Source organism: Rhizobium ruizarguesonis (genome assembly GCF_017357285.1).
Taxonomy (GTDB): Bacteria; Pseudomonadota; Alphaproteobacteria; order Rhizobiales; family Rhizobiaceae; genus Rhizobium; species Rhizobium ruizarguesonis.
Map to the genome: position 1 here is coordinate 30,385 of NZ_CP071680.1, position 25,513 is coordinate 55,897.

Annotated in this window: 22 protein-coding genes and 1 pseudogene; 9 read left to right on the forward strand and 14 right to left on the reverse strand. The window is 61.3% G+C overall.

Annotation, left to right across the window (positions count from 1 at the left end; all coding sequences use genetic code 11):
• Nucleotides 1-3: 3 nt before the first annotated feature.
• Genes J3P73_RS28100 through J3P73_RS28120 form a run of 5 tightly spaced genes read left to right on the forward strand, consistent with a single transcriptional unit; the run spans nucleotide 4 to nucleotide 5,642 of the window.
• On the forward strand, nucleotides 4-1,362 hold the full coding sequence (locus tag J3P73_RS28100; RefSeq protein ID WP_130665845.1) for an FAD-dependent oxidoreductase: 1,359 nt from the start codon (nucleotides 4-6) through the stop codon (nucleotides 1,360-1,362).
• The gene (locus tag J3P73_RS28105) at nucleotides 1,359-2,516 is read left to right on the forward strand and encodes a CaiB/BaiF CoA transferase family protein (RefSeq protein ID WP_130737064.1); all 1,158 of its coding nucleotides are present in this window, start codon (nucleotides 1,359-1,361) and stop codon (nucleotides 2,514-2,516) included. Before J3P73_RS28100 ends, J3P73_RS28105 begins: the two co-directional genes overlap by 4 nt.
• On the forward strand, nucleotides 2,513-3,289 hold the full coding sequence (locus J3P73_RS28110; protein ID WP_130737063.1) for an enoyl-CoA hydratase-related protein: 777 nt from the start codon (nucleotides 2,513-2,515) through the stop codon (nucleotides 3,287-3,289). Before J3P73_RS28105 ends, J3P73_RS28110 begins: the two co-directional genes overlap by 4 nt.
• Before the next feature lie 35 nt (nucleotides 3,290-3,324).
• On the forward strand, nucleotides 3,325-4,248 hold the full coding sequence (locus J3P73_RS28115; protein WP_018071562.1) for a LysR family transcriptional regulator: 924 nt from the start codon (nucleotides 3,325-3,327) through the stop codon (nucleotides 4,246-4,248).
• Between the two features lie 5 nt (nucleotides 4,249-4,253).
• Nucleotides 4,254-5,642, forward strand: a complete 1,389-nt coding sequence (locus tag J3P73_RS28120) for an amidohydrolase family protein (protein ID WP_207580062.1) — start codon at nucleotides 4,254-4,256, stop codon at nucleotides 5,640-5,642.
• A gap of 13 nt (nucleotides 5,643-5,655) precedes the next feature.
• On the opposite strand, the gene J3P73_RS38190 is transcribed toward J3P73_RS28120, so the two are convergent.
• From J3P73_RS38190 to J3P73_RS28155, 8 genes are all read right to left on the reverse strand, one after another.
• Entirely contained in the window at nucleotides 5,656-6,168 is a 513-nt protein-coding gene (locus J3P73_RS38190; protein ID WP_318031898.1) for a dihydrodipicolinate synthase family protein, read from the reverse strand.
• The gene (locus J3P73_RS38195; protein WP_318031896.1) at nucleotides 6,111-6,545 is read right to left on the reverse strand and encodes a dihydrodipicolinate synthase family protein; all 435 of its coding nucleotides are present in this window, start codon (nucleotides 6,543-6,545) and stop codon (nucleotides 6,111-6,113) included. The genes J3P73_RS38190 and J3P73_RS38195 overlap by 58 nt, the downstream gene beginning before the upstream one ends.
• 36 nt (nucleotides 6,546-6,581) lie before the next feature.
• Nucleotides 6,582-6,908, reverse strand: a complete 327-nt coding sequence (gene fdxA, locus J3P73_RS28130) for a ferredoxin (RefSeq protein WP_003548346.1) — start codon at nucleotides 6,906-6,908, stop codon at nucleotides 6,582-6,584.
• Nucleotides 6,909-7,171: 263 nt separating this feature from the next.
• Nucleotides 7,172-8,221 (reverse strand): LacI family DNA-binding transcriptional regulator, encoded by a 1,050-nt coding sequence (locus tag J3P73_RS28135; protein WP_075224628.1) that lies wholly within the window; start codon nucleotides 8,219-8,221, stop codon nucleotides 7,172-7,174.
• Nucleotides 8,222-8,301: 80 nt separating this feature from the next.
• Nucleotides 8,302-9,342: a LacI family DNA-binding transcriptional regulator gene (locus tag J3P73_RS28140; RefSeq protein ID WP_130737060.1), complete on the reverse strand. Its 1,041-nt coding sequence runs from the start codon at nucleotides 9,340-9,342 to the stop codon at nucleotides 8,302-8,304.
• A 238-nt stretch (nucleotides 9,343-9,580) separates the two neighbouring features.
• Entirely contained in the window at nucleotides 9,581-9,883 is a 303-nt protein-coding gene (locus J3P73_RS28145; protein WP_018071557.1) for a hypothetical protein, read from the reverse strand.
• A gap of 254 nt (nucleotides 9,884-10,137) precedes the next feature.
• Nucleotides 10,138-11,616 (reverse strand): alginate export family protein, encoded by a 1,479-nt coding sequence (locus J3P73_RS28150; RefSeq protein ID WP_207580081.1) that lies wholly within the window; start codon nucleotides 11,614-11,616, stop codon nucleotides 10,138-10,140.
• A gap of 350 nt (nucleotides 11,617-11,966) precedes the next feature.
• Complete coding sequence (locus tag J3P73_RS28155; RefSeq protein ID WP_207580063.1) at nucleotides 11,967-13,772, reverse strand: amidohydrolase; 1,806 nt, start codon at nucleotides 13,770-13,772, stop codon at nucleotides 11,967-11,969.
• Nucleotides 13,773-14,022: 250 nt separating this feature from the next.
• On the opposite strand from J3P73_RS28155, the gene J3P73_RS28160 reads away from it, so the two are divergent.
• Nucleotides 14,023-14,892 (forward strand): LysR family transcriptional regulator, encoded by an 870-nt coding sequence (locus J3P73_RS28160; protein ID WP_164567777.1) that lies wholly within the window; start codon nucleotides 14,023-14,025, stop codon nucleotides 14,890-14,892.
• 36 nt (nucleotides 14,893-14,928) lie between these two features.
• Here the strand turns inward: J3P73_RS28160 and J3P73_RS37710 are convergent.
• From J3P73_RS37710 to J3P73_RS28170, 3 genes and pseudogenes are all read right to left on the reverse strand, one after another.
• Nucleotides 14,929-15,200 (reverse strand): annotated as a pseudogene (locus tag J3P73_RS37710) (transposase family protein); the annotation flags it as partial.
• 19 nt (nucleotides 15,201-15,219) lie between these two features.
• Nucleotides 15,220-17,118: an ABC transporter ATP-binding protein gene (locus tag J3P73_RS28165; protein WP_207580064.1), complete on the reverse strand. Its 1,899-nt coding sequence runs from the start codon at nucleotides 17,116-17,118 to the stop codon at nucleotides 15,220-15,222.
• 95 nt (nucleotides 17,119-17,213) lie between these two features.
• Entirely contained in the window at nucleotides 17,214-19,175 is a 1,962-nt protein-coding gene (locus J3P73_RS28170; RefSeq protein ID WP_197726933.1) for an ABC transporter ATP-binding protein, read from the reverse strand.
• 112 nt (nucleotides 19,176-19,287) lie between these two features.
• On the opposite strand from J3P73_RS28170, the gene J3P73_RS28175 reads away from it, so the two are divergent.
• The 3 genes from J3P73_RS28175 to J3P73_RS28185 all read left to right on the forward strand — a co-directional run bounded on the left by J3P73_RS28175 (nucleotide 19,288) and on the right by J3P73_RS28185 (nucleotide 23,661).
• The gene (locus tag J3P73_RS28175; RefSeq protein ID WP_130688925.1) at nucleotides 19,288-19,905 is read left to right on the forward strand and encodes a flavodoxin family protein; all 618 of its coding nucleotides are present in this window, start codon (nucleotides 19,288-19,290) and stop codon (nucleotides 19,903-19,905) included.
• A gap of 352 nt (nucleotides 19,906-20,257) precedes the next feature.
• Nucleotides 20,258-21,664: an FAD/NAD(P)-binding protein gene (locus tag J3P73_RS28180; RefSeq protein WP_024321687.1), complete on the forward strand. Its 1,407-nt coding sequence runs from the start codon at nucleotides 20,258-20,260 to the stop codon at nucleotides 21,662-21,664.
• Nucleotides 21,665-21,732: 68 nt separating this feature from the next.
• Nucleotides 21,733-23,661, forward strand: coding sequence for a hybrid sensor histidine kinase/response regulator (locus J3P73_RS28185; RefSeq protein WP_027690046.1), 1,929 nt, complete (start codon nucleotides 21,733-21,735; stop codon nucleotides 23,659-23,661).
• Here J3P73_RS28185 and J3P73_RS28190 read toward each other — a convergent pair.
• Genes J3P73_RS28190 through cyoC form a run of 3 tightly spaced genes read right to left on the reverse strand, consistent with a single transcriptional unit; the run spans nucleotide 23,656 to nucleotide 25,510 of the window.
• Complete coding sequence (locus tag J3P73_RS28190; RefSeq protein WP_425328907.1) at nucleotides 23,656-24,495, reverse strand: SURF1 family protein; 840 nt, start codon at nucleotides 24,493-24,495, stop codon at nucleotides 23,656-23,658. The genes J3P73_RS28185 and J3P73_RS28190 overlap by 6 nt on opposite strands.
• Nucleotides 24,492-24,893: a cytochrome o ubiquinol oxidase subunit IV gene (gene cyoD / locus J3P73_RS28195; protein ID WP_018482589.1), complete on the reverse strand. Its 402-nt coding sequence runs from the start codon at nucleotides 24,891-24,893 to the stop codon at nucleotides 24,492-24,494. The genes J3P73_RS28190 and cyoD overlap by 4 nt, the downstream gene beginning before the upstream one ends.
• Nucleotides 24,890-25,510, reverse strand: coding sequence for a cytochrome o ubiquinol oxidase subunit III (gene cyoC / locus J3P73_RS28200; protein WP_207580066.1), 621 nt, complete (start codon nucleotides 25,508-25,510; stop codon nucleotides 24,890-24,892). Before cyoC ends, cyoD begins: the two co-directional genes overlap by 4 nt.
• Nucleotides 25,511-25,513: the final 3 nt, after the last annotated feature.

Genomic DNA, 25,513 nt, shown 5'->3' on the forward strand with positions numbered 1-25,513 from the left:
ACAATGATTGAGACAATCCATCAGCCTGCGCGCGACATCAAAGTGGTCGATCGTTCCGACGTCGTCGTGGTCGGTGGCGGCCCGGCCGGGATCTCGGCGGCAGTGTCGGCGGCCCGCAATGGCGCGAGCGTGACCTTGCTGGAGCGCTATCCTTATGTCGGCGGCCTCGCCGCCGGCGGCATGGTGCTGGTGCTCGACGATATGATCAACGAGCTCGAGATTACCGTGCGCGGCATCTGCATGGAAATGATCGAGCGCATGAAGCTCTGGGGTCTGTGCGTCACGCCGACGGACCGCGACCGTCTGATCGAATTCCGCGATACGCCGGAAGCCTGGCAGCGCTGGGCGCGCTGGGGACTGTTCGACTTTCACACGCAGTCCATGCCGCATCCGATATGCTTTTCCGCAGCCTTCGACCCCGACGCCTTCAAACGTGCCGCTTATGACATTCTGGCTCTTGCTGGCGTCAAGCTCAGAACCCATAGCTGGTTCTCCTCCGCGATCGTTGAAGGCAAGACGATCAGGGGTGTGATCTGCCAGACCAAGGCGGGCATGGAAGCAATCCTCGGTGATGTGGTCATCGATACCACGGGCGATCTTGATGTCGCCGCCAGTGCCGGTGCCTCGCATATCGAATCCAATTTTATCCTGACGACGGTTTCGCGTTGGGGCGGTATCGACACGGATGCGGCCGAGCGGTTCGAGCGTGAGGACCCGGAGGCCTTCAAGCTGGTCGATCATGAGGCCAAGCGCCTGATCGGCGGGTGCTGGTCCTTCTGGTGGCTGAAGACGCCGCTGCCCGGCATTGTCTGGCTCAACTGCCCGCATATGCCGAAACTGAGTGGCCTCAAGGTGGAGGATCTCACCCAGGCGGAGCTGGAAGGCCGCGCCCGCATCGCCCGTCTGCTGGATTTCGCGCGTGAAAAAATGCCGGGCTTTGAAAATGCCTATGTCGTCGATTTCGCCCCGCAGACCGGCGTCCGCCAGACCCGGCTCCTGGAAGGCGACTATGTCGTGACGAAGGACGATGTCATGAGCCGGCGGCACTTCGCCGATACGGTCTGCCGTGGCCGTGATTATTACACGCCGTATCGGGCAATGCTGCCGAAGGAGATCGACCAGTTGATCGTCGCCGGCCGTCATTATTCGGCGACGCCGCAGGCACAGAAGGCCAGCCGCGAAATTCCGCCCTGCATGGCCATGGGTGAGGCCGCAGGCGTTGCCGCTGTCGTCGCACTCAATGCCGGTACGACCGTGCGCAAGGCCGACATCAAGGCAATTCAGAAACAGATGCGGGCGCAGGGGGCCGATCCTGGCGACGTACCATCCGAAAACGCTACCTATCTGGAGGCCGCAGAATGACGACCCTTCCCCTCGACGGCATTCGCGTCATCGATTTCACGCAAGTCATGCTCGGTCCCTCCTGCACCCAGGTGTTGGCCGATTATGGCGCCGAAGTCATCAAGATCGAAAAGGTCCGTATCGGCGATCTCTCCCGTTGGTCGCTCGGCTCCGATCCGGATGGTCTGAACAACCCGGTCTTCTGCTCGTTGAACCGCAACAAGAAGAGCCTGGCACTCGACCTGAAGCAGCCCGAGGCGCGCGAAACCGTGCTCACATTGCTCGAGACGGCCGATGTCGTCGTCAACAACTTCCGTCCCGGTGTCATGGAGCGCATGGGCTTCGGCTTCGAGGACCTGAAGAAGATCAACAAGAAACTGATTTATGCGGTTGGCACCGGCTTCGGCCTGACCGGCCCTTACCAGCACAAGGGTGGACAGGACGTGCTGGCGCAGGCTGTATCGGGCGTCATGCGCCGCAAGTCGGACAGTAGCCACCCGACGTCGATCTATGCCACGCCGCTTGCCGATTATTCCGCCGGCATGCACCTGGTTCAGGGCATCCTCCTGGCGCTCCTGCAGCGCGACAAGACCGGCGAAGGCCAGCAGGTCGCCGTCAGCCTGTACAATTCCATGCTCGCCATGCAGATGCAGGAGGGGACGACGCATCTGATGCGTCAAAGAGACCTCAACTGGGGTGCCTTCCCGCTGACCGGGGTGTTCGAGACCACTGACGGTGCCATCGTCATGGTCGGCGCGTTCAAGCAGAACCCACTTCAGGACATCTGCAACGCACTTGAGATCGAGGATCTGTCGCAGTACCCGCATTACAAGGATTTCGACGCGCAGATGGCGCGGCGGCCGGAGCTGCAAACCATCTTCCGCGACAATTTCGCGAAAAACACCACGGCGCATTGGCTGCAGCGCCTGGAGGATGTCGACATCCTCTGCGCGCCTGTCCGCTCCCTGCCGGAAGCACTGAAGGACGAGCAGACGATCATCAACAAGATGATCCTGGAGGCCGGCGAGACGGCAGCCGGCCCGATCCGCCTCATCGGCTCGCCGATCGACATGTCGGCGGCTGAGGTCGCGGTGCGCATTCCGCCGCCGCAGCTCGGCCAGCACAATGACGAGATCCTCGGCTCTCTCGGCAGGTTGCAGGGAAATGCGGCATGAGTGTCGGGTTTTCCGTCGGAGATCGTGTCGCCCGCGTCACCCTGGATCGTGCTGACCGCATGAATGCGGTGGATGCCGCGACGGAGCAGGAGCTGGAGACGATCTGGCGCGAGATCGAAGCGCGCGACGACATCAGCTGCGTCGTGCTGACCGGAGCCGGGGAAAGAGCCTTTTGCGCCGGCGCCGATCTGAAGGGCGGGAGCGGTAGCTCCGGCCTCGATTATTGGGCGGCGAGCCGGGTGAATGGCTTCGGCGGGCTGGCGTTTCGCCGGTCTCTCGATGTCCCTGTCATCGCCCGCGTCAATGGCTTTGCACTCGGTGGCGGCTTCGAGATGGTGCTCGGTTGCGACATCGTCATTGCCGCGGAAACGGCGCGTTTCGGCCTGCCGGAAGCCCGCGTCGGGCGCATGCCGCTGGATGGCGGCATGGTGCTCTTGCAACGAAAGATCGCCTTCAACCGGGCGATGGCCGTCATGCTGACCGGCCGGCAGTTCAGCGCCGCCGAGATGGCGGGGTTCGGGGTTGTCAACGAGGTGGTTCCGGCGGCCGAGCTGGATGCGGCCGTCGATCGCTGGGTTGCCGATATCGTTGCCTGCGCGCCGCTGTCACTGCGCGCGATCAAGCAGACGGTGAACCGGACCGGTCATCTGAGCCCCGCAGAGGCGCAGGCCTTGCGCACGCCGGCGCTGGTCAAGGCGCTGCAAAGCGAGGATGCGCTGGAGGGTGTCGCCGCCTTCCAGCAGAAACGGGCGCCCGTTTGGCGGGGACGATGAGCATGGTATAGCTTCCGGCATATCGAGGGGCTCTCATGCACGCCAGTATCTTGAAATATTTCGCTGAAGTCGCGCGTTCAGGGTCGATCCGCAAGGCATCGGACGAACTGCATGTGGCGACTTCGGCCGTCAGTCGGCAGATCAAGAAGCTGGAGGACGAGCTTGGGGCACCGCTGTTTGAACGTTTCTCCGACGGCCTGCGACTGACGGCGGCCGGCGAGATCGTGCTGAAGCATGCCAAGGATACGCTGCTGAAATACGAGATCATGAAATCCGATCTCGGTGACCTCCAGGGCAAATGCGCCGGACGGGTCCATATCGCCTCCCTCGATAGTCTCGCCATCCAGTTCCTGCCGGAATTCGTGATGGGCTTTCACAGGTGGCATCCGGCGGTCGACTTTCGCATCCGCTATGACAACTACACCAGCATTTTCCATTTTCTCGCCGACGGCGATGTCGATATCGGCGTCACCTTCGATCTTGCCCGACCGCATGACATCAAGCTGGTCTACGGCGTTCCGATGCCGCTGATGGCGATGGTGTCGCGCAATCATCCGCTGGCGCGGCAGAAATCGGTGACGCTGCAGGAATGCGCACAGTTCAAGCTGCTGCTGCAGCTCGACAACGAGGTCATGAGCTCGATGATCGCCGTCGAGCTCGGTGCGCTCAACCGTGTCGGCCGTACGCTGGTGGCGACCAACAATCAGATGATGCTCAAACCGCTGATCCTGTCAGGCGAGGGTGTCGCCTTCTTCACGCCGCTTGGCCTTCTGGACGAGCTCGATGCCGGAGAGGTCGTTGCTCTGCACATCGCCGGCTCGCAATTGCACAATCTGCAGGTCGGCATCGTCGTGCCGCGTCAACGCCAGCTTACCCATGCAGCCGAGGTGGTGATCGAGTCGATGAGCGTCGAGCTGAAGAAGTTCAGCGACAAGATCCATGCCGTGATCCAGAGGTAGCGAAGATGACCCCATCAGCCCGGTTGCTGCTTCGCCCCGGCCATCAGTCTGCGGAGCGTTTTGATGGCGCCGCACGGTTTCCGGTCGCGCAAAGCGTGTTTGCCGCGCTCGGCCCGGGCGATCTGGTGATGCCGTCGCCCGTCAATGCCCATGACCACGGATATGGTATCCGCACGCTCGATTTCGGCGCCATCGACGATGCCCTCGAGGTCTGGATACCGGGCATGCGCCTGCGGCCGCGAACCGACGCCTATCTGGAAGCGCTGGTGGCGTTCGCGCGTCTGGCACAAACCGGTGTGGGCGCGACGATGCATTGCCACAACTCGCTGAATATCAATCGGCTCGGCCATGAAGCAGCCGCCGTCATCCGCGCCGCGGGCGACGTCGGCATTCGCCTGGGATTGTCCTGCCCGCTGCTCGATTTCGACCCTTGGGCCTATGGCGGCGGGCCGGAGAAGTTGAAGCCATTGCTGAGCGAGGACGACTGGCAGGCTCTGTCGCCGAGCATCCCGGCATATGCGCCGGTCGCCGAACAGATCGCCGCCGTCGACGCGGTGGCGGCGGCAAATTCCAATCCGATGGTCGATGTTCAATACGGGCCGGTCGGTCCACAATGGTGTTCCAACGCCCTGCTGGAGGCAATCGCCGAAGCATCTGCAGTCAACGGCCGGCGCATCCACATGCACCTTCTGGAAAGCCCCCGGCAGCGGCAATGGCTGGATCGCCGCTTTCCGCAAGGCATCGTCCGCTACCTCGATGAAATCGGTTTCCTGTCGTCGCGGCTGGCGGTTGCCCATGGCGTGCAGTTGCAGCCGGCGGAATGCGAGCTTCTGGCGGAAAGGGGTGTGCAGCTCGTCAGCAATCCCTCGGCCAATCTGCGTCTGCGCTCCGGCATTGCGCCGATTTCGCTCGTGGCAGAGAAAGGGCCGGCTCTTGCCATTGGCCTCGACGGGTCAGGCTTCGACGACGATCAGGATCTCTGGCGCGAAATGCGGCTTATCCACCTGCTGCATGGCGGACGCGAGCTCAATCGCCGGTTCACCGCCGCCCAGATTTTCGATGCCGCCATTCACATCGGCGCCAAGGTGCTCAACGCACCGGCCAGCCAGGATTTCGTGGTGATCGATTATGATGCCCTGACGGCTGACAGTCTGTTTGACGATATCGATGAGGCCGAGGTGCTGTTGACCCGCATGACATCAGCCCAGGCCAAGGGGCTATTCGTCGGCGGGCGCGAGATCATGAGGGACGGTCGCATGACCACCGTCGATTTTGATGGAGCGCGGCGCGAACTGCTCGAGCAGGCAAGGGCCGATTTGCCCCGCCTGCGGCGCGAACGGCAGCTTGCCGGGACTCTGTCGGCTGCAATCCGCAGCTACTACTCGCGGTGGTGAGAAGATCGGGTATCTAGCCTGCGCTCGCCAACTCGGCCGCGATCGTGTCCAGCGCGTCCAGGCTTGCCGCTTCAGCGATTTTCAGGTTCGGTGGCAATACATTGCCCCATACCGCATGCCCCGTCCGCTTGCCGACGAGATATTTGACCGCCGGAATGAGCGGGTGAGCGGCGATTGCCTGCCTGAGGTTTCTGACGCTGTCGAGCGTCGCCTGATCGCTCTGGCCCTTCCAAAGCCGTGCCGAGGATTGCGGGTCGATATTGACGGTTGCCGAAATACAGCCTGCGAAACTATCCTTTTCCGCCTCGGCAAGAGCTGCCTCGTTGCTCGGGAAGACGGCAAAGCCGGGAATTCGTGCGAGCTTGCGGGCATAGTCCAGATTGCCTGAGCTATCCTTTGCGCCGCAGATGCGCTCGGGAAACATTTGGATGAGTTTCGCTGCCAGGGCAGGGGAGAATTCGATGCCTGTCAACTGCGGGAAATTGTAGAGATAGAGGCCAATAGGTGTTTTGGCTGTCCCTCGAATGAGCTGATCGAACCAGGCAAAAAGCCCTTCATCCGGGACCGGCTTGTAGTAGTAAGTGGCAGGACGAGCGCGGCGGCATAACCCAGCTCGTAAGCCTGCCGTGTCAAGGCGATCGTCGTTTCAAGATCGGGCGTTCCGGTGCCCACCATCATCCTGCCGCCATCGAGGCCCTTTGCGGCGGCGGCCATGAGCGCGCTTCTTTGCACGGAGGAGAGCGCGTTGGCCTCGCCCGTCGTTCCCAGCACATTGAGAAGATCGCATCCTTCCGCCAGGCACCAGCGGCCGTGCTCAAGGAAAGCATCCACATCGACGGTTCTGTTTTCGGTGAAGGGGGTCGGTACGGCGGCGACGACGCCACCGATCTTTGCTGCTGTCATGTCGACTTCCGTTCTCGATTACGAGGCCTGTCTTGATCAGGCTCTTTCATAGGCGGCGACGAGCGGGTGATCGCGATTGGTCGTATGGTTTTTGTCCCATCCGCCGGGCGAGCCCCAGTTGGTGACGTCGGGGCCGAAAAAGTCCTGATTGACGGCTTTGAACTGAACTCGGCCCTGCGGAATTTCCTCGTCCCATGAAATTGCATCGACCGGACAGACCGACAGGCAGAGACCGCAATTGATGCACTCGCCTGGGTGTATGTAGAACATCCGTCCGCCTTCGTAGATGCAGTCCACGGGACAGGCGACCGTGCAATCGCCATCCTTAACGTCGATACAGGGATCGGTAATGACATAGGCCATCCGGCGGTACCTCACTCTTCGCTTGAGACGAATATGGCAAAGGACGGCGTTGCGAAAAAGCGCTGATTTTCGATGTTTTGATTGCCGAAAAGGCAACGCGCCCTGCGGCCGGTACCACACGCGCAGAAGCCGAAGGTCCCTTCGCAGCAAGCCGCAGCTGGGATGATGGCTAAGTATCTGGCGCAGGTAGCAGGATGCGACCCATCATTGGGATCTGGTAGGTGGCGCCGGTACTGATCATGCTTGACGGTTTTCGGGCGATATCATGCTCTGTTTGTTTGATTGAGCGTGAAAGCGTCGCTTTCGCCTGGAACGAGTTCCAGCGGCCAGATCCTGTTGCGGGCGCCCTGCGGATAATGATCGGCATAGGCCGGCATGGTGGCGAGCAGGGTTTCGCCGAGCTGCGCGCCGAGATCGCGCAGCGACATGCGGAAGGAGGTCAGCGTCGGCTGCAGGAAAAGCGTGCGCGGCTCCTCGCGGAAACCGACGACGGCGAGGTCACGGCCGGGCACGACGCCGGCCTCGGCAAGCCGGCGATAAAGCCCGATCGCCATCAGTTCGTGGATCAGGATGATCGCGGTCGGCCGCTCGTCGATCATCAGCAATTCATGGCCGGCCTGATAACCGCCCTGTTCGCTCGACTTGACACGGATGACGAGGGCCGGGTCGAAGGGGATGCCGTGCCGCTGCAGTGCCTGGCGGTAGGCGTCGAGGAAGAGGTAGCCGAGATTGATGTCGGAGGAGGGGACAGCCACGGCGATCCGCCGGTGGCCTTTGGCGACCAGCCGGTCGACGCCGCGCGTCGCCACGCCCTCGAAATCGAGATCCATCCAGGTGTAGCTGCCGCCCGACGCGCTGCGGCCGAGCGCCACAAAGGGGATGCGGGCCTTTTCCAGAAGCTCGATGCGCCTATCGGTGCGTCGTGTCGCAGAGATGATCAGCGCGTCGACAAGCCGGCGCGCCACCATGCGCTTCAGATATTCGTGCGGGTCCTCGTCATCGGGGCAGGGCAGCATGACGAGATCGAGCTTGTGGCGGGAAAAGACCCTCTGCAACCCGTCAGTGACGCCAAGGAAGAAATCGTCGCTGTTTTCGACCGTCTCGCGGCTCACCTCGAGCATGAGCCCGATGACGTTGGTCATGCCCTGGCGAAGGCTGCGGCCCGACTGGTTGGCGACGTAACCGAGTTCCTCGGCGGCGGCGAGCACACGCCGGCGCGTTTCGTCGTTGACGTCAGGCTTGCCGTTCAGCGCACGGGACACCGTTCCGATCGAAATGTCGAGATGCTCGGCGAGCTGGCGGATTCCCTTCATGTTCGACGATTTTCCTCCCCACCGGATCGCATCTATCCTTTCTGCCACAGGATGGCGCCTGCGGAAAGCCGGGGGAGGGATTAGGGTCTGAAGCTCTGGCGGATGACGAGCTGCGGAATGACGCGTTCGTAACCTGGAGGCGCATCAGGATTTTCAAGCCGCCGTTCCATCAGCGCGACGGCGCGCAGCGCCATGGTCAGCGGATCCTGGCGGAAGGTGGTCAGCCGGTAGCTCAGCCAGGAGGATTCCGGCACGTCGTCGAAGCCGATGACGGCGACATCCTCAGGGATGCGCAGCTGCATTTCCAGGCGCAAGACATCCATCAGCCCGAAGGCGATCTGGTCGTTGGCGCAGAAAACCGCGTCTGGATTTATTGCCTCCGAGAAGAGCGCGCGCCCGGCGGTAACCCCGCCATCATAGTCGGAATCGCTGCCGCGTCCGACGACGACGGATACACCGAGCGACTCGGCCGTCGACAAGAATGCGCTTTCGCGCTCGACGATGCTGGGCGTTCCGGTGTTGGAGCCGATGACCGCCAGCCGCCGTCTGCCGCTTTCGTAAAAGGCCGTCGCCGCCTTCCGGGAGGCCTCGGAGTTGCCCGCGCGCACATGGTCGGCGTCGGGTTCCGAACGGCCGATCACGACGAGCGGCTGGCCATTTCGCTGCGCGAGTTCGAAGAAACTCGCCGGCGGCGAGCCGGACAGGATGATGATCGCCTCGGCACGATGGCCGATCAGCATTTTCTGGGCGGCGAGCAGCTCGTCTTCCGTCTGGCCGGTATTGATGAGGATCGGGATGCTGCCGCGTTTGATCAGGCATTTGGCAAGCGCTGCCGCCAGATGCGCGCGAAAACCCACTTCCGGCCGGGTCGCGACGATACCGACCAGGCGGCTTTGATTGGCAAGCACGCCGCGCGCCAGGTCGTTGACGTGGTAGCCGAGTTCCTGCGCCGCCTGCAGCACCTTTTCGCGCGTTGCAGGCGCCACGCTGGCACCCGGCGTGAAGGTGCGCGACACGGCGGAGCGCGAAACCCCCGCCAATTGCGCCACCTGCTCGGCGCTGACGAAGCGCATGCGTTCTTTCTTTGGCGTCTTGCCGCCGTCTACTGGACCATCATTCATCGGCTTTCAGCTATTCATCGTCTTTGACAGCCGCATGACAGCGATCGCATGGCAATGAGATTTTTGCGATAGGAGGATAACCGCAGAATAAGCTGACATGGCGCTAAACGCCGCCAATGTTCATTGCAGGAAGTGCCGCGGCTGCGGACGAACCTCGGCTGGGGGGCGAATGCGAGCGGCGGCGACATATGATCAAGTCGCGCCGCCCGAGCCTCCTGGTGGCGGGTTTATGAGCCCGTTATTCGCAGACGCGTACAGTTTCGGCATGATAGCCGCCGTCATAGCGGTTGCGGACATCGCGGTCCTCATACCAGCATCTCGGCGCGGGTTGGACATAGCGAGGCTCATCGACGTAGCGAGGGCCGCCGTTATTGGCGATTGCGCCGCCAATTAACCCGCCGACAACACCTGCGGCAACGCCGCCGGCGATGATTCGACCGGTGTTGTCGTGATGATGGTGGTGGTCGCGTGCGGCAGCAGGCTGAATGGCCGATCCAACAAGGGCCGTTGCGATCAACAGGCTGCTAATAACTCTCTTCATAATATTCTCCTCAGTGGCACTTGCCCCAGATAAGAGGGAAATGCGGCAGCAAGTCGTTTGTTCGTTCAAACTTTGCGACAGGCATTAATGCACGCCCGAGATTGGAGCGCCGTGCGTCCTTTTGGACGCACAAAGGACGCTCTAACACTTTCAATCCTCGCATCGTGCTTTGCGAACATCGATTCCGATTTTTGGGTCGATGCGCTGGTGTCAGGACTCTTTCGCAAGGCGAAAGGCCGGCATTGGTGCATCTGCTACCACGAGAATTTCAATTCCGCTCGAAAGTAGTTGCTGTCACGGCCTCCGGCGTTGCGAAGCGCCGAGCCCACCTGGTAATGGACAGCCTCCAGCGACCCCGTGAGATTGGGATTGAAGCGGTAGTCCGCCTTGACCTGCCCATAAGCTCCGGTCCATGCCGGCCCGTTACCCGCCGTGCCAGCGACGGGAACGCTTGGCAGGGTGTAAACGGCGTCCTGTGTCGTCCGTCTCCAGAGCAGGCCGACCCCGGCCATCAGGATCAGGTCTTCTGTCGGCTGAACGGTAATCGACGGTTTGAGGTGGATGAGGTTGGCGTATCCGGTATGACCGCCGAGCGAGAAATAGAAACCGTTTGGAAACAGTGGATTGAAGGTGCCAAGCGTGCCGTCGCCTGCATGACGGTCGCCCGACGCCAGGTCGAACTGCAGACCGATCCGCGGCGACCAGGTGACATGCTCAAAGGTGTAGCCGGTCCTCGCACCCACGGCCCAGGCCAGAATGTCGGCTGAGCCGACCTCACCAACCTGTCCCATCGCTTCCGCATCCCAGTCGAAACCGGCATATTTGCCGGCCGATCGGATATCAAGCACGTGCCTGTCCTCCTCACCCGACGCGGTGAGAAAAGTGGCATCCTTGCGTTGATAAAGTGCGTAATAGGCGGATGCCTCGATCGTAGGCGAGAGCTGCCGCTCGACGCGGACCCCGCTGAACAGCACGTCGCCGCTTGATCGATCGTCGAAAGGGTGGCCATCCCGATACTGAACAGGCTGGCTGGCAAGACCGTAGAAGCGCCATGCATCCGTCTCCCACCCGGCCCAGACCGCATCGAAAGACTGGCGGACATTCGGCCCATCGCGCACCGATACGAACCGCTCCAGGTCGAACGCGAAGTCTTGGCGACCGACCCTTGCCCTGAACGTTCCCGCGTCAGTCTCCTGCGTGTAGCCGATGAATGCCAGCCGAAGGTCAAATCGGTTTGCGTCGTTGGGGCCGACCACCGTCTTGTCGAAAGCACGCACATCCTCGAACTGCGTGAACAGTTGCCAGTTTTCATTCAGGTGAGCGTCGATGTGGAACTGCGCGCGCTGTAACCAATAGGAATCTCTGGGGTTCGCCGGCACGGTTCCGAAAGCCGGCGCATCACTGACTTCGAAGATTTCGCGTAGATTGAGCCCTAACGAGATGTAGCTGTCGGGATTGGAGGGAAACAACGGAATGTATTTGAGACTATCCAGTGGCTGAGTCCGCAGTTTCGGATCCGCAAGAAGCGACCAGTCCTCCTGCGACCGGTCGGCTTTTATCGAGGGCCTCTCCTGCTCCAAGAGACAATCATCCGCTGCCAGGGCTGACCGGTCGTCCCATTGAGCAAAGGCAAGAGCGGCAAGCGAAAGCAGGAGTGACCGCGCCTTGGATACGGACCGAAGACTGAGCGCTATTGAAAGACGCGAGGTGACGCATCTTTGTCGGTCGATCATCTGCTTGCCATTCAGCCTTCGGCCCATAGCCACATCCTGTGTTATTTTTTTTCATGGGTGATCGCCGCCGTCCGCCACTGGCACGGCGAAGCACGAGGCGTTTGAGACGAGATGACGAGGCTGGAACCAACGTGGCTCTTCGAGATGCCTCGTCCGAGGTCTCATCAACCCTACTTTTAATCAGTGCGCGCTCGTGATCGTCGGCACTCGGGTGTTGAGCAGCTGCTGTTCCCACATATAGGCGATGGTGCTTCCGCCGCAGCAGGGTACGGCCAGGCGGCGAAACCGGAGTCCAACGGGCTTCTGCAACGAAGCTGTCGGGGAAAGCGGGGAGAACCTGTCAGCTTGGTTCATTTTTCCCCATGATAGCTGCCGAAGTATTTTACGGGTGACCAAGCCGGAAGGATCTCGGGCAGTTTTGGCGATAGAGCGCTATAGTCCTGCGCACCAAACACGACCTCTCCGTCCAAGATAGTGAGCACAGAAGAGATGGATTTGATCTGATCTTCCGACACGGTGAAGTAATCCCTGTCGAGCACAACAAAGTCCGCCAGGTATCCGGGGGCGATTACGCCCATTTCGGATTCTGTATTCATGAACCACGCTGCACCATTGGTAAAAAGTTTCAGCGCCTCGGTGCGGGATAGGCGATTGTCCTCGGCAAGAATTTCGGATCCGGCCACTGACTTGCCAGATACCATCCAACTTACAGCCACCCAAGGGTTGAACGTGGCCGCCCGGAAGGCGTCGGTGGTCATGGCCAGCGGCATGCCGCTATCGACGAGCATGCGCAGACGCGGCGTCTCCAACGCCTTCTCGCGGCCATATGTCCTGATGAAACCATCGCCGTGCAGCGCCATTTTGGCGTCCAGGGCAATTCCGCCACCCAGCTTTTTCACCCGAGCGATGTTCTGCGGACTAATGGTCTCAGCGTGCTCGAGACTCCATTTCAGGCCATCGAGCGGGGTCGTCTCGTTCACCTTCTCCAGAGCGTCGAGAAAGGGGGAGATGTTCTCGTTGTAGCTGACGTGCATGCGAAACGGGATATGCCGCTGGACCAGCTTCATCACATCCTGCTCGACGAAGCGCCGCATCTTCTCAGGCTCGATGATGACCGCCGGACGGTCGAAGTTCTCATGATCGTGCACTTCCCCGCTCAGAACCTCCCCGGCCCCTCGATATTCATGGCCATGTGCCAGGGTGGGGTGGAGGTTTTGCCCTGGACTCATCGGCGCCGTTTTCGTGATCGCCTCGATTTCCAGATCCACCATGTTTACCGGCCCGCCATCGCCGAGTTGCAAGTCCACAAACGGCATGCGCACATTGAGGCGGTTGTCTCGTGCAAGCACGTCTACCCTCGCCTGGGCCTTGGGGTAGGGCCACCTGCCGCCGTTATCGACGATCGAGGTCACGCCGAACCGGTTCAGACCGTGAATGCTATAGATCAACGAACTCACTTGTTCGTCGAACGTGGGCTGCGGCACCATGCTCTCGAGGGCGAGAAACAACCAAGTATAGCCGTGGACCACACCGGTGGGATTACCGTGGCTGTCCTTTTCGAATTCGGTGTCCGGCACCTTTGGGAACCGATCGGTACCCACGCCAAGCGCCTCCATCGCCTGCTTGTTCAAGAAGGCTTGGTTATAAGCATATTGCACGATCATGGGGCGATCGGGCACGGCGCTGCGCAATTCATCCAGCGTGGGGAAGCGGTTCTCCTCGAATTGGTAGGGTGACCAGCCTCCAATGACCTTGACCCATTGGCCCTTCGGCGTGCGTGCGGCCTGCTCGCTTAGCATGGCCAATGCGCGACGCAGCGTCGGCACACCATCCCATCGAACATTGTAGTTATAGGCCAAGTCGTTGAGGACATGTATGTGGGCATCGATGATGCCGGGGATGAGCCTGCGGCTGCGCGCATCAATCACCCTGGTCTCTGAATTTGTCAGACTGAGAATGTCCGCATCCAAGCCTACGGAATAAATGCGGCCTTCCTTGATGGCTAAAGCCGAAGCTTCGGGCTGAGCACGGTTGCCGGTAAAGATCTTTGCGTTGAAAACGATCAGATCAGCGCCGGGCTGCTCCTGCGTCGTTTGTGCCTGAACTGCAGAGAAAGAAAAACTTGTCACAAACGCGATGAATATTTTTCTGATCATTTTACCCTCGTTCGACTGATTTTTGCCAATTGCGGTCATGCGCAAGCCGGCGCTTACGGACGCGTGCGATGGACGAAGAAGTGAGTTGAAGCCGTTAGAAAGATTATGGAATAAATCCTATATTGGCGGTTCGTAGGCACGTTGCGAGGAGCCCTCGTGGGAGAGTCAGCCGCAGCGAAGGTGTCATCCTCTTCTTTGCCTTGGTAGTCCTCGGTCGTGTGAAGCCGTGTTGCAAAATAAGGAACGCTTTGTGGAACTTGAGGATCTAAGAATATTTGTCGAAGTTGCTGATGCCGGCGGAGTATCGTCTGCAGCGCTGCGACTGGGCATCTCCAAGTCGATGATCAGCCGGCGGATCACCAGGCTTGAGGCGGAACTCGGCGCACAGCTATTTGCAAGAACGACCCGTGGTATCGCGCTCACGGAAGCAGGTTGTACATTCAGGGATTACGCAGCACGGGTTTCTGCTGACTTGGATGTGGTGCGCGAAACGATCCTGCCCGCCGGCGAGGTTCGAGGCCGCATGCGCGTAGCCGCGCCACTGTCATTTGGCCCGACCTATTTTGCTCCCGTCCTCTCCCAGATGGCTTGCCGACACCCGCAACTACAAATCCTTTCTTCCTATACTGATCGCTTCGTAGATCTCGTCGGAGAGGGTTTTGATTGCGCAATTCGGCTGGGGCATCTGTCGGACTCGAACCTCGTCGCAAGACGTATCGGGCCGATCTTTGGCAAGCTGGTTGCGAGTCCTGCCTACATTGAGGCTCACGGTGCCCCCGAAACACCGGACGAGATTGTGAATCACCAAGTCGTTATGCGGGACGCCGAGAAGTGGCAGTTCATGGATGGCGACGAGATTGTCACGGTGCGTCCCCAGGGACGCTTCATAGCTGATAACGCAATGTCCCTCGTAGCCGCCGCTCTGGATGGAGTCGGGGTCGCCTATCTGCCAGAACCGCTCGTCGCGGACCATATTTGTTCGGGTGCACTGGTGCCAATCATGACGCGTCATCCGATTCCGCCAGCCGGCATCTTCGTCGTGAGGCCGCCCGGCCAGTATCCCTCTCGAAAAGTGCGAACCCTCACTGAGATGCTTATCGAACGATTTGGAACTCGTTAATCACAGCCAGAAGATGGCGGAAGCTGCGATGCAATCTGCTTTAGGCAATGCGTTGAGCACGATCCTTGCGCCCTTGTGGTCGCTCATCTGGCCTTCAGAGAGAAGCATGATGATCGGCCGGCCGTCACCATCGCAGACGGCATGGAGCTGCGAGTTCAGCCCGCACTTGGTTCGCCCGATACGACGGGGAACATGCCTTTTTTTAGAAGGCTTGCCGCGGTGCGTGGGCCTTCAGATGTGTTGGCGTCGATCATGATCCTGTCGAACACGCCGAGTGGGCTCCAGCGAATGAAGCGGTGGTGGAGCGTCGAAGAAAACGGAAATGCTCTATGTCGCCGAGTGGGCAGCCGTCGTCTCTTCCAGCACATCTTCGGGAATGTCGTCGAAGGACGCGTAGTTGAGATTATAGAGCTTCGAATAGAGCTTGCCATTCTTCATCAGCTGGTGGTGGTTGCCGCTTTCGATGATTTCGCCGTTCTGCAGCACGATGATGCGATCCGCCTCGCGGATCGTCGCGAGGCGATGGGCGATGACGAGGCCGGTGCGGTTTTCGAGCAGCTTCACCAGTGCCTTCTGGATCAGCATCTCGGTATAGCTGTCGATATTGGCCGTCGCTTCGTCGAGCACGAGGATCTTCGCATCCGCCACCAGCGCGCGAGCAAAGCTTAAAAGCTGGCGCTGGCCAAGCGAGAGATTGCCGCCGCGCTCGCCGAGAACGCTGTCGTAGCCCTCCGGCAGGCGCATGATGAACTCGTGCGCGCCAACGGCCTTCGCCGCCTCGATCACCTGTTCGCGCGTCGCCTCGTGCATGTGGTAGCGAATATTCTCGAAGACCGTTCCGGTGAAGAGGAAGGGTTCCTGCAGCACCATGGCGATCTGCGCTCCGAGCGAATCCTGCGTCAGATCACGCACATCATGGCCACCGACCAGCACCTGGCCCTGCTGCACATCGTAAAAGCGATGGATCAGCGACATGCAGCTCGATTTGCCGGACCCCGTCGGCCCGACCAGCGCCACCGTCTCGCCGGGATTGACCTTGAAGCTCACATGTTTCAGCACCGGATGTTTCGGATTGTAGCCGAAGACGACGTCCTTGAATTCCACCGAGCCGTCCATGTCGCGCGACAGCGCCGTGGCACCGGGTGCATCCTTGATGTCGACAGGCACGTCAAGCACCTCGGTCAGCCGTTGGCCGGACGCCATGGCGCGCTGCATCACCGAATATTGCAGGGTCAGAGAACGGATCGGGTCGAAGAAACGCTGGATATAAAACAGGAAGGCGACGAGCACGCCGACATCGAGCGCCTGATTGAGAACGCGGGCGCCACCGACGACGATGACGAGCGCCATCGCCACGCCCGTCAGGCTGTCGACGATCGGCACCATCACCTGCGCATAACGCGCCGCCGTCAAATGCGTCTCGAGGTTGGCATGCGCCTTGTCGTCGTAGAGCGTGAAGTTGACGCCCTGCCTGTCCATGCTCTGGACGGCGCGCACGCCGTGGATCGCCTCGGCAAGCGCGCCGGCGGCAACCGAATTGGTCTCGTGCGCGGCCATGAAGGACTTGCGCGCCAACGGCAACCAGAACAGCCGGACAATGAAGAGCACCGGCAACACCGAGAGCGTCAGCAGCCCCAGCTTGAAGTCGAGATAGAGCATCACGAAGACGATGCCGAAGAGCAGCAGGATGTCGCCGACGGAGAGCACCGAGGTTTCGAGGAATTCCTGCATCGAGTTGACGTCGCCCTGCAGGCGCGACATCAACCGTCCCACTTCGGTCTTGTCCATGAAGGAGAGCGAGACGCGCTGCAGATGCGAAAACATCGCCTTGCGGATATCGAAGAGCACGTCTTCCGCCACGCCGCCGACCAGCGTCTCCTGCGCGTAGCTCGCCGCATAGTTGATGAGGATGGCAATGGTGAAGGCGACGATCGACCAGATCAGCGCCGAAGGGTTGCCGCCCGGCGACATGCCGTGATCGATGGCATAGCGGATGATCAGCGGGATGGTGAGCTGCATCATCGTGAAGGTCAAAACGGCGACGACCGACCAGAGGACCTGCCGGCGATAGGGGCTGACGAAGACCCAGATGCGCTTGACGATGTTGCCGTCGAAGGCCTTGCCGAACATCTCCTCTTCGACGCGATGTGAACCGACGACCGCCCGTGGTGGGCGGCGTCCATCCTCGCGAACGTCGGGACGCTCGGTTTCCAGTTCCTCGGCCATGTCATTCCTCCCGCGGCCAACACTTCAGGCGGCCTGCATAGTCACTACCCGTTCCCCTCTCCCCACCCAGGGGAAGAGGGGGAATATGCTGTCTGCTAGGCGCTCAAAGCCTCGTCGCCCGGCCGCACCTGAAGGTCGTAGAGCGCCTTGTAACGCCCGCCGAGCGAAAGCAGCGCCGCATGCGTGCCGCGTTCGACGATCCGGCCGTCTTCGACGAACAGGATCTGGTCGGCATGCATCAGCGAGCTCAGGCGATGGGCGACGATGATCGTTACGCGGTCTGCGGCGTAGCGGCGCATGGCGCTGCGGATGCGCTGTTCGGTGGCGGCATCGATCGCCGCCGTCGAATCGTCGAATACCATCACCGCCGGTCTCAGCATCAGCGCGCGGGCGATCGAAAGTCGCTGCCGCTGGCCGCCGGAAAGCGAAACGCCGCGCTCGCCGACGACGGTGCCGTAACCTGTGGGCAGGCCGAGCACGTAATTGTGCAGCTGGGCGCTTTCGCTGGCGCGCTCGATGCGGCCTTCCTTTGCCCATGGGTCGCCATAGGCGATGTTGTTTTCGATCGTCGTCGTGAACAGGAAGGAATCCTGCTGCACGACGGCAACCGCCCTGCGCAGCGATTGCAGCGTCGCCTTGCGGATGTCCTGGCCGTCGATCGTGATTTTGCCGCCGCTGACGTCGTAGAAGCGGGGAATGAGATGGGCGATCGTCGACTTGCCGCTGCCCGGAGGCCCGACAATGCCGATCGTCTGGCCGCGGCGGGCTTCGAAGGAGACATCCTGGAGCACGGTGCGTTTTTCGGAACCCGGATAGGCGAAGCTGACATTCTCGAAGCGCAACACGCCGCCGGTGAGGCTCAGTTCCTTCGCATCCGGCGCATCCTTGATCGCGATGTCGAGGTCGAGAAGGGCAAAGAGACGCGAGCCGCAAGTGGAGGCGCGGGCAAAGGCGTTGACCATCAGGCCGAGCTGGCGCACCGGCATCTGCAGGATGGTCATGAAGGTCAGGAAGGAAGCCAGCGTGCCGACGGTGATCTCGCCCGACATCACCTTGCCGCCGCCGATCCAGAGCACCAGGCCCATCGCCGCGAAGAAGGAGAAGGTCATGGCGCTGGTATTGGTGACACGGATGCCGACGCGCTGATGTGCAAGCGCCAATGCGCTCTTCGACGCGGCCTCGAATTTCGAAATCTCGTGTTCGTGGGCGGCAAAAGCGCGCACGACGCGGATGCCGCCGAGATTCTCCTCCATGATGCGGGTCAGCACCGAAAGCCGCTCCTGCAGGTCGAGCCAGGTGGCACGTAGCCTGAGCTGCGTCACCGAGGAGCGCCAGCCAACGAAGGGCACGAAGCTCAGCGCCAGAAGGCCGAGCACGACATCGGTCGACAGCAGCATATAGGCGCCGATGCCGATCAGGATCGACAGCAGGATCATCCGGACGAGCGCTGTCGAGAAATACATGCGCACGCCTTCGAGATCGAGCAGGCCGACGGTGATCAGGTCGCCGGAATGCACGGTGTCGTGAAAGCTGAAAGAGAGACGCTGGATTTTCTCGTAGCAGGCCAGCCGCAGCTCGTAGCCGATGTGATGGCCGACGGCTTCGCTGTAATAGTTCTGCACCATGGTGAAGAGGCCGCGCAGCACACTGGCGCCGAGCAGCAGTAGCGCGGTCGTCAAAAGCGCGTCCTGTGCCGCCTGGCCCGCCGCACCGCCGCTCATCGCCATCTGCGTGTGGTCGACGGCCCGGCCGAGAAGGCGCGGGATCATCAGCTGGAAGGTGGAGGCAACAAGCGTGGCGCCGATCGCAAAGCCGGATTGCCAGGGGTGGCGGAAGGCCATCATGGTGATGCGCACCAATGTGAAGAGGCCTCGGCCCCAGCCTGCCGCAGTTGCAAGCGCCATCGAAGCCGAAGGCTTCGTCGCGCGTATTAACGCATCGCTGCTCACGGTATTTTTTCCAATAGATGTGTGGTCGGACGCTGGCCCGAAAAGACGGCAAATCCATGAAGGGATTGATAGCACCTTCACTTTTGCCGATTCCATTTGGGGGTTCAAGTAAAGAATTCACCAGTTGGTTATTTTTACGTGAGGTCTCCTCGCATCCGGGCTGGAACAATCTGTGCGCGACCGGGTTGCAGCAGGCGAATGCCAACCGCCGGAGAGACCCATGCCGCTCAAAGCTCTCGCCCTCAACGCCACGCTGAAGACCAGCGACGCCAAGGATGCGTCCTCGACCGACCGGATGATCGGTCTGATCGACAAGGCGATGTCTGCACATGGCGTTGAGACCGAAGTGCTTCGCCTTGCCGATTTCAACGTCAAGCCGGGCGTCACCTCAGACGAAGGTGCCGGCGATGACTGGCCGGATATTCGCGCCAAGGTGCTGGATGCCGATATCCTGCTGATGGCGACGCCGATCTGGCTCGGCCAGCCATCCAGCGTCTGCAAGCGGGCGCTGGAGCGCATGGACGCCTTCCTCGAGGAGACCGACGAAGAGGGCCGTATGGTCTCCTATGGCAAGGTCGCGGCTGTTGCCGTCGTCGGCAATGAGGACGGCGCCCATCATGTGTCGGCCGAGCTCTTCCAGGCGCTGAACGACGTCGGCTTCACCATTCCGGCGAATGCGGTCGCCTACTGGGTCGGCGAGGCAATGGGTTCCACCAATTTCGTCGATCTCGACAAGGTGCCGAAGGTCGTGACGAAAGCCGTCGACATGCTGGCGCGCAACACGGCGCATCTGGCGAGCCTGCTGAAGGCAAAACACTATCCGGGCGAGGGTAGCTAGGGTCGCTGTCGAACCGACGTTTTCAGCGATCAATTCGCAGTTCGGGTGCAAAACTCGGCCATACTTCCACGGGATACTTCAAAAATATGTTATATTTCAATAGCTTGAATTGATGGGGCAACAAAGCTCTTGCCACCCGCGCCATTTAGCGCTTTCATACACTACTAGTTTGATAGACTATGGACGGGCGTGGTTGCTCCCCTCGTTCTCTTGCGGGGCTGCTGGTTCGGACCCCGATGCCGCGGCAGGTGTTGTGAATGGCCGCATGAACCTCGTCAACGCATGAACCGCTGTTTTATGCGTTGAAACCTCAATCGACCCAGGGTGCGGATGAAGCCGCAAAGGAGTTGCGATGACGGTTCAGGGACTTTTTTCCGCGAGAGCCAATGCGGCGGCGCAGATATCAGCCGTACCACGCATTGCGATCGTCGGGCGCGGCTTTTCCGGCATGATGACGGCCATCGCGCTGATGAAGACGGTGCGCGCGCCCTTCCACCTGCAGCTGTTCGATCCGAATTCGTCGGTCAGCGGTGGGCAGGCGCTGGCCTCAGTCCGCTCCTCGACGATCCTCAACACCCGTGTGCGGGATCTCTCGGTCTCGGTCGGCGACAATGACGATTTCAACGACTGGCTCTGCAGCAACGCCGCCTTCCGCGCCGCCGTGCCGGCCGCCATTCCGGGATTCCGGCAGATCTTCGTGCCAAAGGAGATCTTCAGCGATTATGTCTATCAGCGCTTTTCGGAAGCGCTGGCCGCGCGCAGGGATATCACCGTCCAGGTCTGCAACGATCCGGTCGTGGCGATCCGTAGGAGCCACGGCAACCGCTTCCTGCTCGAAAGCGCCAATCCCGCCAATCCGCTGTTCGATACCGTGATCCTCGCCACCGGCTACGGCCTGACTGTGCCGGATGCGGGCGGTGAGGACGCTTCGCCGATCAGGGCCCAGCGCCTCGTCGCGCGGCCGCATGCAGTACTTCTTGGCAGCGGCATCCGCGTCGTCGACCAGCTGCTGCAGCTGCGCGATTCCGGTTACGCCGGCCAGGTGACGATTATTTCCCGGCGCGGCTTCCTGCCCCAGAGCCATACGCCGAATTCCGCCGATCCGGTCTTCCCGGCAGAGGCTCTGCCGCAGAGCCTGCCGGAGATCGTGCGCTTCATCCGTGAAGCCTGTCGCGAGGCGGAGGAGGCGGGGCGAAGCTGGCAATCGGTGATGAACGGCCTCAGAAAACATGCCCGCTCGCTCTGGCGCTCGCTGCCGGCCCGCGACAAGCATCAGTTCAACCGGCACCTCAGGGCCATCTACGACAGCCATCGCAACCGCCTGCCGGAAGCCATGCACCTGCGGCTGAAACGTGAGCTCGCCGAAGGCCGCACGGTGCTGCGCCGTGGCCGGGCCGGCCGCCGGGGCCTGAGCGGCCTGTTCTTCACGCCGGCCGGTTCCGCGGCCGAGGAGGTCATCCATGCCGAGCGCATCATCGATTGCCGCTGTCAGGCGCCGGATCTTTCAGCGCCGCTGATGCAAAGCCTGCTTTCTGCCGGCCTCGCCATGCAGGACGAGCTCTCGCTCGGCCTGGCGGTCAATGCGCGCGGCGAGCCCTTCCTCGAGGACGGTTCGACGGTCGCAGGGCTCTTTGCCGTCGGTCCCCTCGGCCTCGGCAGCCTGCCCGATATCGATCTTGTGCCGGAGATCGTCTCGCAAGCCTATGCCGCTGCCGAGCGTGTCGGCGAGCGGTTCTACCCGCAGGTCAAGGCCGTTTGAAATTCGGACTGCATCGGAACTATCCACCCCCTGCTGCGTTATAAAGCGCTGGTGACTCCGAGGGGCCGATGGAAGTATTGAATCGACATGACACGTCTCTTGACGAAGAGGGACGCTTTCGCCTTCTGGTCGATGCCATCACCGACTACGCCATCTATATGCTGAGCCCGGAAGGCATCATCACGAGCTGGAATACCGGCGCGCAGCGCTTCAAAGGTTACAGGCCTTCCGAAATTCTCGGCCAGCATTTTTCCCGTTTCTATTTGGAAGAGGACCGCGCCGCAGGAGTTCCGGCGCGTGCGCTCGCCACGGCTGAGAAGCACGGCCGGTTCGAGGGGGAAGGCTGGCGCCAGCGCAAGGATGGAACCTGCTTCTGGGCGCATGTGATCATCGATCCGATCCGCCGTCCTTCCGGCGAACTCATCGGCTATGCCAAGATCACCCGCGACCTGACCGAACGCCGGGCGGCCGAAAAGGCGATCCGCCAGAGCGAGGAACAGTTCCGCCGGCTCGTCCAGGGCGTCTCGGACTATGCGATCTACATGCTCGATCCCGACGGCAATGTCAGCAGTTGGAATTTCGGCGCCGAGCGTATCAAGGGCTATCGACCGCAAGAAATCATTGGTCGGCATTTCTCGACTTTCTATACCCCCGAGGACCGCGAAGCCGGCGTGCCGGAGACCGCGCTCCGGCTTGCCCGCGCCGAGGGTCGGTTCGAGCGGGAAGGCTGGCGCGTCCGCAAGGACGGCAGCCGTTTTTGGGCCAGCGTCGTCATCGACGTCATCCGCGACGACGAAGGCGATGTGCTCGGTTTTGCGAAGATCACCCGCGATATCACCGAGAAGATGGAGACCCAGCGGGCACTGGAACAGGCTCGAGAAGAGCTTTTCCAGTCGCAGAAGATGGAGGCGATCGGTCAATTGACCGGCGGTATTGCCCATGATTTCAACAATCTGCTGATGGCTGTCCTCGGCAGTCTCGAAATCCTGAAGAAACGCATGCCGAGAGATCTCTCTCTGACATCGCTGGTCGACAATGCCATGCAGGGCGCTCAGCGTGGTGCTGCGCTGACGCAGCGCATGCTTGCCTTTTCCCGCCGGCAGGAACTGCACATGGAGCCGATCGACGTCTCCGGCCTGGTGCGCGGCATGATGGATATGCTGAGCCGTTCGCTCGGCCCGCTCACCGTGATCGAGACCTCTTTCCCTGTCAGGCTGCCAACGATCCTGACCGATCCGAACCAGCTGGAGATGGCGATCTTGAACCTGGTCGTCAACGCCCGCGATGCCATGCCGTCCGGCGGCAGGATCGTGCTTCGCGCTTGCGAAGAGTCGCTGTCATCAGGCAATGGCCCGCTGTCGCCTGGCCGCTATGTCCGTATCGCGGTGATCGACGAAGGCGAGGGCATGGATGCAAAGACGCTGGAACAGGCAATCACCCCATTCTTCACCACCAAGGGTGTCGGCAAGGGCACCGGCCTCGGCCTTTCCATGGTGCAGGGCCTTGCGTCCCAGTCCGGCGGCCGCCTCATGATGAAGAGCAGCCTCGGCGAAGGTACGACGGCCGAATTATGGTTCCCGGTCGCAACGGTCGAACAGGGGACCGAGGCCGCTGCCGACCGGCCGCAACAGGAGGAAAATGCATCGCGCCGGCTGCGCATCGTCGCCGTTGATGACGACGGTCTGGTCCTGATGAATACGACGCTGATGCTCGAAGATCTCGGCCATACCGTATTCGAGGCGATGGGGGGTCCCGAGGCGCTCGACATCCTGCGCAAGCAGCAGGTCGACCTGGTGATTTGCGACCATGCCATGCCGCGCATGACGGGCGCGCAGCTCGCCGAGGCGATCCGCAGCGAATGGCCCGACATGCCGATCATCCTCGCAACCGGCTACGCCGAGATCCCTGAAGGAGCCGGCATCGTCGACCTGCCCCGTCTCGGCAAGCCCTTCTCGCAGGCGCAGCTCGCCGAGGCGATCAGCCGGATTGCTTCATAGGGGCGATCCGCTCCCTCTATCGCCGCGAAGAATGAACACCAGCAATACAAGCACCATCACCGCCAGCCCGTACCAGGTGATCGCGTAGACGAGATGGTTGTTGGGGAAGTCGATGATCGTGAGGCCGCCGACAGGCAGGCCGCCCGGATTGGCGGTGGCATCGGCGTCGATGAAATAGGGCGCGATCGCAGCGACGCCGCGCTTTTCAGCGATCGCTGCGACATCGCGCGAATACCAGCGGTCGGCCGGAACGTCATTGGATTGTAGCAGCGATCCCTTCGGCTCCGTCATCCGCATCAGCCCGGTGATCTCGACCGGGCCAGACAGTTCGCCTTCGCGGCGCGAGGCCGGGTCGCGCCTCTCGGTCGGCACGAAGCCGCGATTGATGAGGATTGATGTACCGTCGGCAAGCGTCAGCGGCGCCATTACCCAATAACCCGGACCGAGCGCGGTCGAGGCATAGATCAGCGTTTCCTTGTCGTTCGCCAGCGTCCCCACTGCGCTCACCCGCCGATATTCGTCATCGGTGGCGTTGACCTTGCTCCAGTCGGCGCGTGCCGGAGCCGGCACGGGTGGCGCATGCACACGCTGGTCGACGCGGGCGATGAGATCGCGTTTCCAGACCAGGCGCTCAACCTGCCAGGTGCCGAGGGCTGCGAGTGCTGCGGCAAGCAGTATCAGGCAGGCGGCGAAGATCGCGCGTTTGACCTGATAGTGCCGCCTTTGCGATTGTTCCGAGTAAGCCTTGCTCATGCCTGATTCGCTGTTGGCCTGACCCGCTGTTGGGCTGAACCGATGTGGGCGGCGCTGCCGCCGCCCCTTCGTTCCAATCACGGCATGTTCTTCATCATCTCGGGGCTCATCGGCATCATGTTGGTGTTGAGATGATGCATGACCCAGAGCGACCCGGAGAGCGCGATGGCGACGATGATGAGGGTGAAGATCAGTGCCATGATCGTCCAGCCGCCCTCGCTCCTGGTATTCATATGCAGGAAGAAGACCATGTGGACGACGATCTGGATCGCGCCGAGGCCCATCACCAGCACCGCCGTCACCGCCGGGCTTTCGAAGACGCCTGACATGACCAGCCAGAAGGGAATGGCGGTGAGGATGACGGAGAGCGCAAAGCCCGTCATGTAGCTGCGGAACGTTCCATGGCCGGCCTGATGGCCGTGGCTGTGGCCGTGATGAGCCTCGTGGGCGTCCTCATGTGCAGGTGCTTGCGAACTCATCCGAGAACTCCCAACAGGTAGACGAAGGAAAAGACGCCGATCCAGACGACGTCGAGGAAGTGCCAGAACATCGATAGGCACATCAGGCGGCGGCGGTTGGCCTCGATCAGGCCGTGCATCGACACCTGTACCATCAGCGTGATCAGCCAGACGATGCCGAAGGTGACGTGCAGCCCGTGGGTGCCGACCAGGGTGAAGAAGGAGGAGAGGAAGGCGCTGCGCGTCGGCCCGGCGCCCTCATGGATCAGGTGGACGAACTCGTAGAGTTCCAGCCCGATGAAAGCCGCGCCGAACAGGCCGGTCACAGCAAGCCAGAACAGCGTTTCCGCCTTTGCGTTCCGCTCCATCTGCAGCATCGCGAAGCCGTAGGTGATCGAGGAGAACAGCAGCATCGAGGTGTTGAGGGCAACGATCGGCAGATCGAAGAGATCGGCCGGCGACGGACCGGCGGCATAGTTGCGGCCGAGCACCCCGTGTGTTGCAAACAGCACCGCAAAGATCAGGCAGTCGCTCATCAGGTAGAGCCAGAAGCCGAGATTGGTGCTGTTTTCCGGATGATGGTCTTCCGTCAGGTAGAATTCAGGCTTTTCGGCCGTGTCGATAGTCTGATCGCTCATGGT